General features: G+C 33.7%; 12 protein-coding genes. 4 read left to right on the forward strand and 8 right to left on the reverse strand.

Annotated elements, in window-relative coordinates:
• Positions 1 to 3: 3 nt before the first annotated feature.
• The 5 genes from M9897_12300 to M9897_12320 form a co-directional block, all read right to left on the reverse strand.
• Positions 4 to 999 (reverse strand): aspartate-semialdehyde dehydrogenase, encoded by a 996-nt coding sequence (locus tag M9897_12300; protein MCO5269664.1) that lies wholly within the window; start codon positions 997 to 999, stop codon positions 4 to 6.
• A gap of 99 nt (positions 1,000 to 1,098) precedes the next feature.
• Positions 1,099 to 1,647 (reverse strand): GDYXXLXY domain-containing protein, encoded by a 549-nt coding sequence (locus M9897_12305; GenBank protein MCO5269665.1) that lies wholly within the window; start codon positions 1,645 to 1,647, stop codon positions 1,099 to 1,101.
• Positions 1,640 to 2,926, reverse strand: a complete 1,287-nt coding sequence (locus tag M9897_12310; GenBank protein MCO5269666.1) for a DUF2157 domain-containing protein — start codon at positions 2,924 to 2,926, stop codon at positions 1,640 to 1,642. Before M9897_12310 ends, M9897_12305 begins: the two co-directional genes overlap by 8 nt.
• Before the next feature lie 10 nt (positions 2,927 to 2,936).
• Positions 2,937 to 3,557, reverse strand: a complete 621-nt coding sequence (locus M9897_12315) for a hypothetical protein (GenBank protein MCO5269667.1) — start codon at positions 3,555 to 3,557, stop codon at positions 2,937 to 2,939.
• Complete coding sequence (locus tag M9897_12320; GenBank protein MCO5269668.1) at positions 3,558 to 6,563, reverse strand: N-acetylmuramoyl-L-alanine amidase; 3,006 nt, start codon at positions 6,561 to 6,563, stop codon at positions 3,558 to 3,560.
• A gap of 110 nt (positions 6,564 to 6,673) precedes the next feature.
• On the opposite strand from M9897_12320, the gene M9897_12325 reads away from it, so the two are divergent.
• Both M9897_12325 and trxA read left to right on the forward strand, forming a co-directional pair.
• Positions 6,674 to 8,464 (forward strand): hypothetical protein, encoded by a 1,791-nt coding sequence (locus tag M9897_12325; GenBank protein ID MCO5269669.1) that lies wholly within the window; start codon positions 6,674 to 6,676, stop codon positions 8,462 to 8,464.
• Between the two features lie 185 nt (positions 8,465 to 8,649).
• The gene (gene trxA / locus M9897_12330; GenBank protein ID MCO5269670.1) at positions 8,650 to 8,967 is read left to right on the forward strand and encodes a thioredoxin; all 318 of its coding nucleotides are present in this window, start codon (positions 8,650 to 8,652) and stop codon (positions 8,965 to 8,967) included.
• 106 nt (positions 8,968 to 9,073) lie between these two features.
• Here trxA and M9897_12335 read toward each other — a convergent pair whose 3' ends face one another.
• The 3 genes from M9897_12335 to M9897_12345 are packed head-to-tail and all read right to left on the reverse strand — an operon-like array spanning position 9,074 to position 12,281.
• Positions 9,074 to 10,033 (reverse strand): PorP/SprF family type IX secretion system membrane protein, encoded by a 960-nt coding sequence (locus M9897_12335; GenBank protein ID MCO5269671.1) that lies wholly within the window; start codon positions 10,031 to 10,033, stop codon positions 9,074 to 9,076.
• Between the two features lie 12 nt (positions 10,034 to 10,045).
• On the reverse strand, positions 10,046 to 11,803 hold the full coding sequence (locus tag M9897_12340) for a type IX secretion system membrane protein PorP/SprF (GenBank protein MCO5269672.1): 1,758 nt from the start codon (positions 11,801 to 11,803) through the stop codon (positions 10,046 to 10,048).
• Complete coding sequence (locus tag M9897_12345; protein ID MCO5269673.1) at positions 11,796 to 12,281, reverse strand: RNA polymerase sigma factor; 486 nt, start codon at positions 12,279 to 12,281, stop codon at positions 11,796 to 11,798. Before M9897_12345 ends, M9897_12340 begins: the two co-directional genes overlap by 8 nt.
• Positions 12,282 to 12,560: 279 nt before the next feature.
• Here M9897_12345 and M9897_12350 point away from each other — a divergent pair, with 279 nt between their 5' ends.
• Positions 12,561 to 14,327, forward strand: a complete 1,767-nt coding sequence (locus tag M9897_12350; GenBank protein MCO5269674.1) for a long-chain fatty acid--CoA ligase — start codon at positions 12,561 to 12,563, stop codon at positions 14,325 to 14,327.
• Positions 14,328 to 14,417: 90 nt separating this feature from the next.
• Entirely contained in the window at positions 14,418 to 17,741 is a 3,324-nt protein-coding gene (locus M9897_12355; GenBank protein MCO5269675.1) for an ATP-binding protein, read from the forward strand.
• Positions 17,742 to 17,779: the final 38 nt, after the last annotated feature.

Raw genomic sequence — 17,779 nt, forward strand, 5'->3', positions numbered from 1 at the left:
AAATTATTCTCCTTTTAAGATCCCTAATTTTATCATCTTCTGAGCGATTTGAATAGTATTTAATGCAGCCCCTTTACGAAGATTGTCAGCAACAACCCACATATTAAGTGTATTTGGCAAACTCTCATCTCGACGAATTCTTCCTACAAATACATCATTCTTTCCTTTCGCAAATATAGGCATAGGGTAGATGTTCGCTTCAGGATTATCTTGTACATGTAAACCTGGAGTATGATGAAATGTTTTGCGTATCTCAGAAAGATTAAAATCCTTTTCAAATGTTACATTGATTGCTTCTGAGTGACCTCCCGAAACGGGTACTCGAACTGCAGTAGCGGTTACAGCAATAGATGGGTCTAATATTTTCTTAGTTTCATTTACTAATTTCATTTCCTCTTTGGTATACCCGTTTTCAAGGAAAGTGTCGCAATGTGGAAGTACATTCTGGTCAATAGGATAGGGATAAACCATTTTTTCCTTGATGCCTTTACGTTCATTATCCATCTGTTTCACAGCCTCAGCTCCAGTACCTGATATGGATTGATAAGTTGAAACAACCACTCGTTTTGCTTGGTATTGTCGATGTAGTGGTGCTAAAGCCATGAGCATCTGGATAGTCGAGCAATTAGGATTAGCAATGATATAATCATCTTCTGATAACTGATTCCCATTAATTTCAGGTATTATTAACTTCTTATCAGTGTCCATTCTAAATGCAGAGGAATTGTCAATCACTCTACAGCCTACTTCAACAAATTTTGGAGCCCATTCCAATGAAATAGAACCACCAGCAGAAAATAATGCTAAATCGGGTTTTTTAGCAATTGCCTCTTCCAAACTAACTATAGTGTATTCGCTCTCTTTCCATGTAATTCTAGAACCTGCAGATCGTTCAGAGGCAACTGGAATTAGCTCGCTAACAGGAAAATTTTGTTCAGCTAAAACTTGGAGCATCTCTTGCCCCACCATTCCAGTAACACCAACGATAGCAACTCTCATAGCAAATAATTTTTACAAAGATAATGATTTAACCGATTAACCGCAAAGGTTATGAAGGTCTTAAAACTCTGTAGTCTTTGCAGTTAAAAAATTAAATAATTAATGGTAGTCTTTTACAGATTTCCCATTGATAATTAAATCATTAATAACCGCATCCCCATCTTGTACATAAAGAATGGCGTAGCTTTTTTGTAACGTATCGTTTGCCATTTTAAAGTAGTCTCCTTCAACTTTAGGGGCTATTGTTTCATTTAAATAATATCTATCAAAAGGATATCTAATATATACCAATTCATCATAGCTATAATCTATTTTTGCTTTTACAAAATCTTCGTTCGCAGCTGGTTTCTCTTTTGAAAGTCCTTTGATAGTAGCAAATCCATTTGGTCCGGTAGAATGAAGTAAGACATATATGTCTCCTTGCATATTTTCATCCATTGATTCTGGTCGGAAGCTATTTTCTTTGAGTCTTACAATGACATATTTTCCTCGAAATGGATCGGAAGGATCAATAGGAGCAATCTCAAATCGATATATCTTTCCAATTTTTAGAATAGTTTCATGTTCCATTATCATTTTTATAGGTATGGCTAGCTGAACGAGAGCTACTATAATAAAAGTGAGAAATAAATATTTTTTACTATTCATGAGCTTTTCTCTTTTTTAGTAGTTGATAATTCGTTACAAAGAACCCAATTCCAATTCCGATAAAGATAAGTCCACGTAATAGGAAGGAAATATTAGTGTCAAAGAAACGTGTGAGAATGAGTGTGGAAATGATTATCAATCCAAAATTCACAACTCCTAAATGATTCTGTTTTATGCCACGTAGGATTGTATTTATTCCTATTATTAAAATGGCTAGGTTTGATCCAATAGCAATTATAGTAGGAAATTTCATGAAAGTTATGATGAGTATAAAGAAGAAGATGAAAATAAATTCAAGTGGACGTATTCCTCCCCAACCTACTTTCTTTAGTTTGCTTATAAATAAATAAAAACCAATAATAGTGGTTAGAAGCATTGGAATAAATAGAGGGAAATCAAAAAATTGGAAATAAATATCCTCTATGTTATTAATGTATCTCCACATAGAATGAAAGCTGTTGATATACAATAAAATAAGAGTACCAATAGTTCCTATGCTAAATAAAGCATTATCATGTATCTTTAACTTTTCTTTTAAAGGAGTTGATCCCATGAGTAGGAAGATTCCAAAAAGATTCATATATGGGATAAACATTAGTAAAGGCTCACCCTTAGATAAAGAAGTTAACATGATTGTTACGGATAAGGCTATGATAATATGGTGAAAGAATACAAAGTTACTTAGCGTTTGTTTTTTACGCATATAAAGGTAGAAAGGAATGATACCAACTAGAAGTAGCCAATATTCATACGGAATACGAGTTGGATAATTCCAATAGCCAATTTCCATTGCATATACTGTGATTCCTATTAGGTAAAGAATAGAGGAAGTTGCTGACTTCATAATATATATGATAGGCAATCCAAGTAAAATCCATGTAAGAAGGAAGGTGGACATTTCTCCTGAAATGTGATAAATCTGACTTATCAAAGAAATAGAGGCACCAATGGCAAAGATCAGGAGCAAAGCTGAACTTTCTCTCCATACTCTGTTATCATTTTTACGTAGTAATGTATATCCACACAAGATTTGCATAGCAACAAGTGGTAAAAAAGCAAATAAGACTCGTACAGTCTTAGGTAATTCATCCCAGTTGGAAGCTAAAATAAGAATGATACCCAAACCAATTAAAAGGGCTCCTAAAATCCCAAAAACCAAGAGTAGTCGATTTTGTTTAGGTTGTTCTTGTTTACTCTTATAATATGACGCAATTTGAGTAGCAGTTTCTCGGCTGATAATGTTCTCTCTAACTAATTCTTCAAGTTCATGTGGAGTCATTCCAATTAGTTTATATTGTCCATTGATTATGCAAGATGGCTTTTAGTAAATAATTGCTATTTTCTTTATCCACCACAACAATGAGGGCATTCCAGTCAAAGTATCCCTCTTGAGAAGGTGGGAGATAAAATTCAACATAAGTATTATTTGGAAATATCTCCTGAACATTATGGAGTTCGCTTCCATACGTTTTAGGCTTATCTTTATACACGTTAATTTTTAGCTTAGGGTCTTTTAAGTTTAGCCATGAGACATGTTTTTTAATAAACTCATCTAATGTGCTTACAATAGAGTCTCCACTTCCATCGGCATATCCCCAAAACATTTTTTCATTAGATTGATTGAATCGTTCCTTATCAAATTGTTGAGCTGTCTCAACATCGATGTACGCATAAGGTGAAAAAAGAATTCCCTTTTCATCCATATAGTCATTAAGGCTATTATAGTTACCTGCAATTATCTGTTGAACACAAAATTGAGCGAACTCTAATTCATTTTCAAAAGCTCGGAAGTTATCTTCCGAGCTTTTAATGTCATCTTCTATTTCTACTTTATCTAATGGTTGTTCTTTCTTTTCTAAATCACAAGAAAAAAGAGAAATTAAAAATAATAGTCCTAAGAAATATTTCATTTACTCTTTAATTAATTTCTTTACAATAAATTGCGTATTAGATTTTAGAATCACATTGTAAGACCCACTGCTTAAACGCTCAATATTAATGACGTTATTCGTAGTAGAAATAGAAGATTCTTGAATCAATTTTCCATTCATATCATAGAGTAGTAATTTCATTTCTCCATTTATATTTTCGAAAGATATTTCTTTGGAAGAAGGATTTGGATACATTACAACTTTTTGAATATTATCTTGTTCTATTCCAGAAGTTGATTCTACTAATCGTTGACCGTCACTTGAAGCAGTTGCTGTTAATCCCGCATTATTTGTAGCTTTGATAGAGATATAATATATCTGTTCATAAATGGGATTAGTAAGTACATAAGCAATGGAAGTGTTTAAACCAAGATTATTTCCAGACCATGCATATATATCGTCACCACCAGGTGTAGTTCCAATTGCTAATTCGTAGGAAGAAACATCTGAATGAGGGTCATTTACTGTACCCCAATTTGCTTGTAAGGTGGTAGAATTTGTTGTGTCAATATCAGCACCTATACCATCATTTACGATTAAATCCTGAGGCGGAGTCCAATCCACATTTACATCTTTATATGCAACGGCTGATAAATTTCCCGCGTTATCAACAACCATTGATTTTACACGTCCAGCTGGTGTTGATGGATCGCTATTTTGATAGCGGATGTCATTTGTTGCAGCAGGACCAACCGTAATGGTATTGCTTGGGAATCTTGAGCGATAAGCTTTGATGTTATTAGCATCTAAAATACAATTTCCTGATCTAAACGAGATAGCATTACCTGTTGCAATTGGAGTAGGGTCTGTCCAACTCATGACCAAATTATCGTTTACATAAACAGCTAATTCTCCTGTGATTCTATCATATCTTACAGCATAATTATACCAAGTATTCGCATTGATTGTATAATCCTCTTGTTTTACAAGAGTCAGAGCGTTATTGACAATTTTATAAATTTGGACTTCCTTATTCGGTTGATTTTCTGGTAGATTAGCATCTACTCTAAAAAATATCAAATAGCAATTTCCTCTTTCTGTTTGAGTAGGATTATCTGAAAAGATATGTAACCCAGCACGTCTATTAGTCCCTGATCCACTAATTTTCATAGACCAAGTATATAAATATTGATTAGACAAGGATTGATTGAGAGGTGCATTTATATTCGTATTTCCATTTCCTTCATCTGATTGATGTAGATAATTATTAGAAGTTCCCCAAGAGCCGAGAGTATTTGTCCAAAAATACGCTAAATCCGTACTGTCGAAATTATCGGCAAAGAAACCATTGTCGCGATTAGAATACCAGTTGTGACCATTATATTCAAGGACTTGATAGAAGCTTTTCTTTACGCCACTGCCTCCTGGTTCATCAGCATCAGTATAAGTCACTGTAAAATCATCTGTCTGCCAATTTCCAGAAAAAGCTACATCAGTTGTAGGTGAAATATTATCGACAGGTGCACTTGGTACAATAGAGATATTAGCGGCCCAACCAGCTTGGGTTGTTGCGCATTCAGATTTAAAAAGTAAATATAATTTACCTGATGTACCTGTTACAGTTCCTGGGCTAGATGTTCCTGTATATTTTCCAATCAGAGGAGCGGAAGTATTACTTCCGTTATATATATAAAGATAGTCCCACGTGTTTTCAGTATTAAAACTTGTAAAAGTTAGACTAACTTTAGCTGCACCAGTAGGTGCGATGAGCCATCTTTTTCTTTCATCATTACTATAATTTCCGGTTGCACCACCAGAGTCATAAATAGTTCCACTTGTGTTTGTGATTGTTGTAGTAGGGACATTATCGTTGATTAAGTTATCAAAATGTTCCCAATTCCATCTGATTCCAGGATCATTATGTGTTTGATTTGGATAATGCTGGTGACCTTTAATAATATTACATGAACCAGGAATACCAGATTGGTTATAGTAAGTGCTTTTTGTCCATGGATAGTATGCAGCACGTTTTCTGTTTAGATTTCTACGTGTACAAATATCTTTTACTAAATCGGCTGATGCATTATATAAAGCTGAGGTGTACCAACCATCTTGTTCAACCCATCCCTCGTGTTCAAATCCGATGGTATATGGATTTTCACTACCTACGTGCCAGGCCTTATTAGTCTCATCAACCATATAAGTAATTTGACCATCTGAAGAACGGAGTACGTAATGAGCAGAAACTTGAGCCGCACAATTCTTAAACCAATTAATACAACTTGAGTAACTTCCTTGCACTGTGTGAATGGTTATAGCAGAAATAGCAGTACCTCCTCTAGAGGAGTAGTTACAGCTCGCTGCTGGATTCCAGATAGTGGTTACTCGGTTTGTAAGTTCATTAGGTATGAATGAAACTCCCTCAGCAGTTTCAATTCCAGTTGATTTAATTAAAACATTTGGAGAAGAAAGCACTTGAAAATTAGCTTCACCAAAGGCGATTGCCAAATCTAGATCTTGCTCAGGGTAATTATGTGTATTCGCAAAAGAATTGTTATTGAAGGTATTAAGTATGTCATAAATCTGAGAATCAATAGCATAAGCGTCCACATTATCATTTTCTTCAATATTTGTTAAAGCTTTCAATGTACTATACAATCTTCTCTCAAATGGTTGCTCACTATATTGATTGTAAAAATATTCAAATGCGAAAGCATAAGCTTCTAGTTGTAATTGGACTGAAAGCTTTTGGTCCTCAACAGAAATACCCGAAATTTGAGCAATTAATTTTCCGTTTTCAATAAACCAATCAGCTCCATTTTCAAATACTCCCATTACACCGTAGGGTAGAGGCATACCGGTACAACTTTCTTGATAACTTTCATCTATGTTATTCATGTGGGTATTTGTCCAAGATACTGCTTCCAAAATTCCTTTCGGAATCGTTGGATGATTCTGATAGACATTAGTGAAATCTAAGTTTTGTGCATTTAAGGGGAATATGGTTAAGGCAATTGATATAACCAATAGTAAAATGTATTTCATAGTAGTTTGTTTTTAAAATTATAATGCAATGTATAAAAATTAAAGATAAAATCGAAAATTTATTACAGAGATTATCTTCTTTTAATACTAGATTTGTAAAAAACAAGATTTTGAGTCAGGGAGCTTCCAATTTTAATATTTCTTTTTACCAAGAACGAATTAAATTTCTAGAGATTGAACTAAAGAAATATGTAAACTATTCTCGGTGGTGGGTTATTATTAGATTAAGCTACTTCTGCATGATGATTGTTGCTGCTTATCTACTTTTTCCGTATTCATTTCTTTCAGGAATAGGTTTGTTAGGTAGCTTTATTATATTTCTGTACTTAGTACGAAAAAGTATAGAAAACAAAGAAAGATTAAACTTTATAAAACGACTTATACGTATAAATCAACAGGAAATTGATGCAAGTACCTTAGATTATTCTTCTTTTGGGGCAGGTGAGAAATTTGTAGATCCACAACATCCGTATAGTTATGATATGGATTTATTTGGAAAACGAAGTTTATTTCAACTCCTTAATCGAACGGTAACAATTCATGGGGAAAAGGCACTGGCTAATCGCTTACTTAGTGGAATAATATCTAGAGAGGAAAGTCTCCAAACAATAGACGAATTGACAGAAAAAATGCCTTGGTGCCAGAATTATCTAGCTTATGGTGGAATGTTGGAGAAAGAAGAAACAGATCGAAGCATAAAAGAGATTTTAGAACACAAATACGAAGCAAAATCTTGGATGAATTGGCTGCAATATGTGTTTCCGATATTTGCCCTATCATTGAGCCTTATATATTATTTTGATATTATCAATGGGTTTCTTTTTTTACTTGGAGCAGTTGGAGTTTTGTTTCCTATCCAGCGACTATTGAAAATAACAAATCCTATCCATCAAACGATGGGTCATATAGAAAAGAGACTAAAGGCTATGCAGCACCAATTAACTATTATAGAAGAGGAGTCATGGTCTTCCAATCAAATGAAAGCATATTATTCAATATTTTTTGAAGAAAATGAAAATGCAAAGAAAGGTCTAACTGAGTTGGCCAAATTAGCTAAAGAGGCTTTGTATAGAGATAATGTCTTAGTAGCTGTTGTACTTAACTTTTTTCTAGCTTGGGATATTCGTCTATTATGGAGATTTAGTGTCTGGAAAAATAGATATCAAGAGCATATCGCAGAATGGGAGAAAATTTTGTTTGAATTAGAGGCATTAATAAGTGGTGCTACTTTTCGTTATAATTTTAAATCTGTTACTTCTATTCCTGTATTAACAGAAGACGGAATGATTGATATCCAAGGCTTGGGACATCCAATTATTCCTATTCAAAAGCTAATAACAAATGATTTCCAACTCTCTTCAGATGTGAATTTCACGATTATAACAGGACCTAATATGGCTGGGAAAAGTACCTTTCTAAGAAGTATTGGAATTAATTTAATTCTTGCAAAATCAGGCTTCCATGTATTCGCTAAAAAGTTTTGTTTTCCCGACTTAAAACTATATTCTAGTATGCGTAGTTCAGATGATTTGAAAGAGGAGACTTCCTATTTTCATGCTGAATTGTTGCGATTAAGATTCATTGTAGATGCCATCGAGAGAGGAGAAAAAGTTTTTATTATTTTAGATGAAATACTAAAAGGTACCAATTCAAAAGACAAGGAAGAAGGCTCTGCTAAATTCTTAAAAAAACTTAATCAATTGGGAGCAAAAGGAATTATCGCTACCCATGATTTATCGCTTACCCAATTAGCAGAAAACTACTCGCAAATCGTCAATAACTATTTCGACACACATATTGAAGGAGAAGAAATTTCTTTTGATTATAAAATGCGACCTGGTGTTGCTCAAAATATGAATGCAAGCTTCCTGCTGCGAAAAATGGGTTTGGTAGAGGAATAATCTTTCTTTCTAAAACAAAAACTGCCAATCCGTGTTGTTTTTACTGGGTAAGATAAGTTATACACAAAAAGTACTGTCAAATTGTCAAAAAAATGTAAAGGCAGGCTCTTTGATTATTGATAATTGAAAGTATCTTTATCCCACTTTTGAAAAGAAAAAATTAATAAACTTTAAAATAAATAATTATGGCAGTAGAAATCACAGATGCAAATTTTGAGGAATTAGTATTGAAATCTGACAAACCTGTAGTGGTTGACTTTTGGGCTGAATGGTGTGGACCATGTAGAATGATTGGACCAGTTATCGAAGAAATGCACGGAGAATATGAAGGGAAGGCATTGATAGGAAAAGTAAATGTGGACGAAAATCCAGGTGTTTCTGCAAAATTTGGAATTAGAAATATCCCAACTGTATTATTCATTAAAAATGGAGAGATTGCTGATAAATCAATAGGAGCTGTTCCAAAAGCACAATTAACTGATAAATTAAATTCACTTTTATAGTGTAAAAGATTATATCAAAACAAAAAGGGCTGTTAGAAATAACAGCCCTTTTTAACAATTAAACAAATAAAGTAGTAGTTGTTAAACCATAAATAAATCTACCACCTTAAAAAGAAGGACAGGAGATTGTTCTAAAGCTAGGGGTTCTTGATTTACAATTCAAGTTAATACCCATAGACACTTCATGTGAACCCCCTGACACCATATTATTTAATTTGGAAACAGTTACGTCGTAGCTATAACCAATCTTAAAAGTTCCTGTATCAATACCAATAGAGGTAATAAATGCATCGCGAGAACGGAACCAAACACCGGCAGTGAATATTCCATATTTAATATAAGTACCTAACATCAACTCCATAAATCCTTGTTGGTATTGGAAGATAATGTTTGGTAAAATAGATGTTTGGTTAGAATACTGAGATTTTCCACCTAAAGCGATGTTAGCACCTAAATGCCCTACAAAACGCATAGGCATAGGACTCTTTCCAACAATCATAGATTCGTTAGGCATATTTAAGTGGTAAGCAGCCACACCAAAATAGATAATATCTGTATATCCCACAATCCCAGCGGAAACATCAAAGAAACCACGAGTTCCTCCTCTTGGCACGTCACCTGTAGCATAGATAAAACCACGACGAGGGTCAATCATATCTCCAAAAGTCAATTTATCCCAATCCAAGAATTTTTGATTCCATGTAGCTTTCCCAGCAAACATTAATGTGAATTTTCTACTTGCCTTTAAATGGTAGTTATAAATAAAGCTTAATGTAGAATGATTAATCGTACCCTTCCCTTGTTGGTCGTGGGTAACAATCACACCGATACCACCTGCAATTGATTTAAAGAATTGATCGTATGAAGCCGAATAGGTAACAAAGGTTCCTGAAAGTGATGGCCATTGATTTCTATAGTTCAACGCAAATCTCGGGCAACCGTGACTACCAGCAAAAGCTGGATTCAAATAAATAGGATTTGCATAAAACTGTGAAAATTGAGGGTCTTGGGCATAGACCTCACTCAATAACATCAAGGATAATATAAACAACAACAACTTTTTCATCATGACATCCTTTTATAATTTAACATATCTTATAGTTCCTCGTTTTGTAGGTTTAATTAATACTTTCATAGTTAACTGGTGAGACAGAAAACGTTTTTGGAGTAACTCGCTTTTAGTATAATCAATATTATAGGTGAAGTGAACCTGATTAAGCAAGAATCCTGCTGATGCTCCAAAATCTAGATTTGTACTCATACCAGCACCAAATTGAATCCATTTGTATTCAAAATTAGCTCCTGCCCATAACTCATTTAGCTTTCCATAATTCTGATAGAAGGCATAGGTGCTAATTCTATAATTAGCTGTAAGTGGTTGATATTCTGTACCAATAACGGCAGAATAATGAATATTTTCCTTATAGTTTTTACTAATATCATTGGAGTAGTAATTATTGTTATGGCGACTTAAATTATCAAAATTAGCTCCAGCATAGAACCACTTAGTGTTTAACATAAATCCAAGTCCAATATCTTTATACCATAGTTGAGAACCTGTAGCAACTTTATCTTCTTCAAAAAGAGAAATTATATTTTGTCTGTTAAATTCAACTTTATTCCCAATAATGGAGGAATTTTTATTTAGATTCACAACCCCCATTTTAAAGCTTAATGCAGGCTCTATAGAGATATTTCGAGTGATAGCAAGTTTAGGTGAATAAATGATTTGTGCAGAATAGGAGTTTAGTTTATTAGCACTCATGGTGTTATAGTTGATATTAAAGCCTAAGCCACCACGTAAACCACTGATATAACCATCCCAAGCTAAGGTATTCATCAATTGACTGTTAGAAGAGCCCATCCATTGAATACGGGAAGTTGCTAAGATACGATTCCCTAAGTCTGTACCTGCGAGGGCAGGGTTCACTTGTGTTCCTACCATCATAGGAATGTGATAGCTTGGATTTTTGGTGCTTTGTAATGCAAGCGGTTTGCTTGTCATACGATCTATCTTTCGCATAATACCATTAAAGAAAGTACGCGCATTAGATTTATTAGTATGAGAAGTGGTATTAGATGCAACTTTATTCTTTTCTGCTATTCCTTCATTATCTGTAGTAGTTGTTTTGGCTTCAATATTTTCGTGTGTTGCTAAATCAGAAGTACTATCTATGTTAGAATCAGTTGTGTTGTTGCCCTCACTAATCTCAGAGTTATTTTCTGTGGAATTGTTTGAAACCAACGAATTTCTATAATCTTCGATAAGTTGTGCGTAATCTTCTTGTGTTACGTTTGACTCTTCAGTAGCATGATTTTCAGATTCTTCCTGTGAGAGGACGTTATTTATATTGGAATGAGTATTAGTTGAGTTAAGTGTTTGGGTGTGTGTTTGACTTGTAGAAGTCTTTTTAGAATTTATTGTGTATAAATCTGATTGTTCATCAGTTTGGGCAATTAAAGGAGTAGTTGTATTTAACTGAGTGAATTGATTTTCAGCGTAAATAATAGAGGTATCAATGTTTTCAGTTAAATATAATGGACTCAATGTATATAGAGAAGTAATCCACCATCCTAATAATACTAGCATAAGTACTCCTGATGTAATTGCGATTGGCTTAGCGTACTGAGGAGCAGGCTTAAGTAAACCTTCTACAGCAAATTCAGTAGTTTGTGAATTACTGATTTTTGTTTTCTTCCAAGCATCTAATTCCATTGCTAACTCAGGGTTTTCAGCAACAAACTGCATCAATTGAGTTTCTTGAGTAGAAGAAAGATTTCCCTCCATATACTCAAATAGCCACTGGTCAATATTTTCGAAAGAAGGACTACTCATTGATTAACATTAAAACGCCTAACTGTTTCTTTATTTTCTTACGCGCTCTGTAGAGGTACACCTTCACCTGACTTTCAGAAATATCTAAAATATCTCCTATTTCGTCATATGCATAACCTTCTAAATCACGCAAAAGAATAATACTTTTTTGGATGGGAGGAAGTATGGAAAGCGCGAGCTCCACAACTTCTTTTGTTTCAAAACGGTTATCCATTCCTACAAATTCAGGAATTTGTTCCGAATCAAAAATAGTTCTGCCTTTGCGCTTTGCGAAATTGATTAATGCATTGTGTCCAGTTTTAAACATCCACGCTTTGCATTTATCCATTTCTACTTTTTTCCTATTTTCCCATAACTTTTCAAATACATCTTGAACAATATCTTTGCTATCTTCACTGTTGCGAAGAAAGTTGAAGACATACCCATATAAATTGGAGGCATGTTTTCTGACTGCGATATTATATTCTAAACGATTCAAAAAAAAGTATTATTTAACAGTAGAACATTTTAATGGGTGCAAAAGTTACACCTCGAGTAAAATCTTTTTTAAAGATAAGCTATTTTTTCATAATAACGAATAAAATATAGATAATTATGCAATTAAATATCTTTTTGTCTGAAATATCCAACTAATTAGCAATAACTTTATTCTGATTTTTTAGAGTTATCTAAAAAAGTAATTGTTTTTGAGTGTGTTTTTAATTTAAAAACAATTATATTTATCAAAATTAGTAGCATTAAAAACAAAACATATACTATGATGAAGATTGAAAGATTATTTGATATTCCATATTACCAGTTGGAACAACACCCATTAGATATTATGTTCTCAACAAAAAGAAACCAGAAATGGGAAGGGATTAGTACAAAAGACTTTTTAGAAAAGGCTAATCTTGTGTCTAGAGGATTAGTTGCTCTTGGTGTTCAGCCTGGAGATAAAATAGCATTAGTATCAGCAAATAGAGTTGAATGGAATATCATGGATATTGGTATTCAGCAAACAGGTGCGATTGGAGTTCCTATTTATCCTAATATCTCAGTTAAGGATTATAAATATATCTTCAATGACGCTGGGATAAAGTTATGCGTTACAGGGGATGAGGAATTATATAATAAAATTAATGGCATTAAATCTGAATTGCCATTACTAGATAAAATCTATTGTTTTGATCAATTAAATGGGACTCCTTTTTGGGAAGAAATTATGGCTGAAGCAGATAAGATAGATATTTCAGAGGTAGAAAATCGAAAAGCTGCTATCCAAAATGGCGATTTAGCAACCATGATCTATACCTCTGGAACAACAGGAAATCCAAAAGGAGTTATGCTTTCTCACAATAATATTTTGTCTAATGTAAAGGATTGTAGACCGAGAGTTCCAGGGGTTACTGGCAATAGAGCATTGACATTCCTACCTGTATGTCATGTATACGAGCGTATGTTACATTATTTATATATGTATGTTGGATTCTCTATTTATTTTGCAGAAAGTATAGATACAATTGGGGAAAATATCAAAGAGGTAAAACCACATGTGTTCTCAGCTGTACCTCGTTTATTAGAGAAAGTATATGACAAAATAGTAGCTAAAGGTGATGAGTTAAAAGGATTTAAGAGAAATTTATTCTTTTGGGCAATTTCTTTAGGTGAACAATATGAATTTACAGGGAAATCACTTGGATATAAGATAAAACTAGCCATTGCAAACAAACTAATTTTCTCTAAATGGAGAGAAGCATTAGGTGGAGAATTATTGGCGGTAGTTTCTGGTTCAGCTTCCCTATCGCCACGATTGGCTCGTATCTTCACTGCAGGTGGAGTTCCTGTACTAGAAGGATATGGTTTAACAGAAACTTCTCCTGTTATTTCAGTGAACAGTCTTGAAAAAGGAGGCGCTATGTTTGGTTCTGTTGGAACGCTTATCGATAATGTGGAAGTAAAATTTGCAGAGGATGGGGAAATCATCGTACGTGGACCAAATATCATGATGGGTTATTATAATCAACCGGAAAAAACTAAAGAAGTATTGGAAGACGATGGATGGTTCCATACAGGAGACATCGGTGAGTTAGTACAAGGTAAATTCTTAAAAATAACTGACCGAAAGAAAGAAATATTTAAAACTTCTGGAGGTAAGTATATTATCCCTCAAGTGATGGAGAACACCTTCAAACAATCACGATTTATTGAACAAATTATGGTGATAGGTGAGGGTAAAAAACATCCTGCTGCCTTAATTGTTCCTTCGTATGCGTTTGTGAGAGATTGGGCAGAAAGAAAAGGTATTGATGTTGGAAGTGACAATGCTTCCTTAATTTCAAATCAACAAGTAATAGAGAGAATTGGAGAAGAGGTAGCTAATTTCAACCAAGAATTTGGCCACTGGGAGCAAATTAAAAAATTTGAACTCCTACCAAAGGAATTCTCAATTGAGGGAAATGAATTAACTCCTACCTTAAAATTCAAGAGAAATAATATTCTTGAGATTTATAAAGATTTAGTAGATAAAATCTATGCTGAATAAGTAAAAAGTAATATCGGGAAAGAGGTCGTTAAATTATATCGACCTCTTTTTTATGCTATCTACTGTTTTTTCTTACATTCGTACAGATAAATGAATTCCATCCATCAACAAATAGCATCTTGGAAAAAGGGCTTGTTGTCACCCAACAAGAATGATGTTTTATTGAATATTATCCCAACTAAGAATGCAATGGATATTCAGGATTCTTATCAGCCGGAAGGATGGTTTAGTGTAGAAGAAAATGTCTTATTAAAGAAAATTATACAACAACATAACCAGCATCTTCGGGAAACTGGCTCTCCTATTTTTGGAATAGCAAAAGATATCTTATCGTTTGAATTAGCTGGAGTTGCATATAATACTCCTTTTTTATTAGCGAGCGCTCACATCCAGAGAAATAGATTCAATGCTACTTTTGAGATCCAACAAGTAGAAGATTTCTTTATTAACCCGCTTTTATTGAAATTACTACAACAAGAGGAATTGACGGAAGAGACAGAAGATATCGTTTCTTTCCTTTCTGATAAAGGATTAACTGTACAAACTACACAAGGAATTTGGGTAGCTAATTATCATCCACATCGATTCGTCTTGCAAAAAGAATTTGATGAATTATTGGAAGTTCAGGAGTATAGTAATTCGGTAAAAGGATTGCTTGGGGAGACATGTGAAAATAATTTATTGGATTTGCCTGAGATGTTACTTTATCCTGCTGATGAGAGTCAACTTACAGCAATGGAACTGGTAAAACATGAAGATGTTGTAATTCAAGGTCCTCCAGGAACAGGTAAATCTCAAGTGATAGCCAATCTAATTGGAAAAACATTAGGTTGTGGAAAATCGTCATTGTTAGTAGCAGAGAAGCCAGTAGCACTTCAGGTAATTTACGATCAATTAAAGAGGCATAAGCTCCATTATTTCAGTGTACTTTATCACCATGAATTACAGTCTAAACAATTTATAGGCTCACTCAAGAGAACGTGGAAGTACTTGGAAAAAATGGATATAAAATCAATTCAAGTTGCCAACCAATCTCATTTAATTACGCAACAATTGGATTTGAATTTGGCACGTTTACAACAAACTGATTTGATAGGTGGAATCTCATTTATAGCCTTTAAATCCAAGTATGACATATCTAAAAAGGGCACTTACATTCTTAAAAAACCAAGTTTAGCACATTGGCAAAGGGATAAAGAAATATTAGTGTCTCTTGAACAGAATGGGTTTCCTTTATTTAGTGGGTGGAAGATTTTAAAAATCAAACAATTTTCTTTAGAGAAATCGCAAGAAATGTTGGAAAAGTCGCTCTCAATTGTTAAGATACATTTGGGAGATAATGCTACTCTAATAGATTTGCAACAAAAACTAAAACTAAGCAATTATATTTCTTTGTTTTATTATAATGATACACCACTTTCTATAGATGTTTTTCAAAAAGGAAGTAAAACTCATGCGAGTTTTGTGAAATCATATAATGCACTAAAATCTTTAGTTGAGAAAGAAAAGATATATCAAAAAGAAGAAGAACATTGGAAAAAGAAATTTAGCCTTTCTGAGCTAAATGAATACATTTTGGCATTGACCAATACAAAGTTGAGTTATTCAGCTTGGAAAACAAAGAAACACTTACTTAGATTCACCAATTTGAATATGGTGGATGGGAAAAAGATGTTAGAAAATTTACAGTCTTTATATCAGGTAAGAAATGAAATAATTCAAGTAAAGGAACGACTTAGAAAGAACGGCTTACCCGATGAATTAACCGTTTTGGATCATATTCAATATACACTTGGACGTTTAGAAGCTACAGATGAGAATGCATTGAAGATTCTGTTTTCTCTTTCACAACAAGAGCGAAATACTATCCAAAAATCTGCGTTTGAACTTCAACAAGTATCTGAAATACTGCGTACGTATTTTAATTTGTCAGAAGAGCAGGAGATATATCCCCAACTCCTTGAAGGAAGTAAGGCTATTTCTTTAGTAGCAGCATATCGTTCTTTCCTTCAGAATCTTTCGGATGAAACTTTAGATGTGCTTTCTCGGGCAACAGATTTAGCTCAATTAGAAAATGATATATACTATTCACATTGGATTGATTTTAAGGGACAATATCCGAGTTTAGCTTCTTTGCAAGGTAGAGATATTACCCAAAAGATTGAAGAAGTTATTACACATTTTGATAAAGAAGCAGTGCAATATGCCGAGTTTATTCAACAACTAATACGTGCTAAGTTTGAGTCATACCACCAGTTATTGCAAACTCCTTCAAGCAAATTAGATGAAGAACAGAGAGCATTTAAAAAAGTGTTAAAGAAAGGAAAGTCTATATTAATAAATGCTTTTGATAAAAAACGTGTCTTTCCTACTGTTAGAGAATTGTTAGAGAGTGAGGCTGTTTACTGGATTCAAGTCTTACATCCTGTTTTCTTATGTAGTCCGTATAGTGTTTCTAAGAGTTTACCGATTACTACTGTATTTGATTTGGTGATTTTTGATGAGGCAAGTCAGATTCCTTTAGGACATGCCATTGGAAGTATTCAACGTGCTAAACGTGCTGTGATTTGTGGAGATCAGCAACAGATGGCACCTCAATTCTATTTTCAGAAATTGGAATATCAGCAATCTGATGTGTTGCATCATGCTAGCTTTTATTGGAAAAATGCTATGTTAACTCATCATTACCGTTCTCAATATTCTCAATTAATTGCTTTTAGTAATCAGTATTTCTATCAGAATAAATTGAAAACTTTTCCATTACCCAATATTCATAATGCAATAGAGTGTGTCACATTAAATGGAGTATATGCTGATAGAAAGAATAAAATAGAAGCAAAATATGTAGCAAAAATTATTGAAGAGAAACTTCAGAAAAAGGAGTTGGATTTTGGGGTGGTTGCTTTTAGTCAGACTCAACTAGAAGAGATTTTACATAATCTTCCAATGGAAGTGCGAGAAGAAATCCTTTCACTGGATGATGTTTTTATACAGTCACTAGAAAATGTTCAAGGCGACCAATGTCAGCATTTAATTATAAGTTTAGGATATGGGAAGGATGAGAACGGTGATTTTGCCATGCGATTTGGCCCGCTGAATCAAGAGCAGGGACATCGGAGATTGAATGTATTAATGTCTCGTGCGATTCAAAGAATCACATTTATTCGTAGTGTTACCTCTGAAGATTTTACAATTTCTGATAATGAAGGAGTGGAAGCTTTGCGTAAGTTGATGCTTTTCTTAGAGAATTTATCTAGTAAACAAGTTCAATATATCTTTTCAGAAGGAATTCATGCTGAAGATGGAACTATATTTATAAATGATGTCAGTATAGCATTTCCACAAGCACAAGAATTAATCGACTTTTATAGAACATTTAGAAGTAGGGGATGGGAGGTAAAGATTGAAATTTGATACTATAGAGTATTGTCAAAATTACCAAAAGTAGCCTG

The organism is Brumimicrobium sp. (assembly GCA_023957385.1).
Lineage (GTDB): Bacteria > Bacteroidota > Bacteroidia > Flavobacteriales_D > Crocinitomicaceae > Brumimicrobium.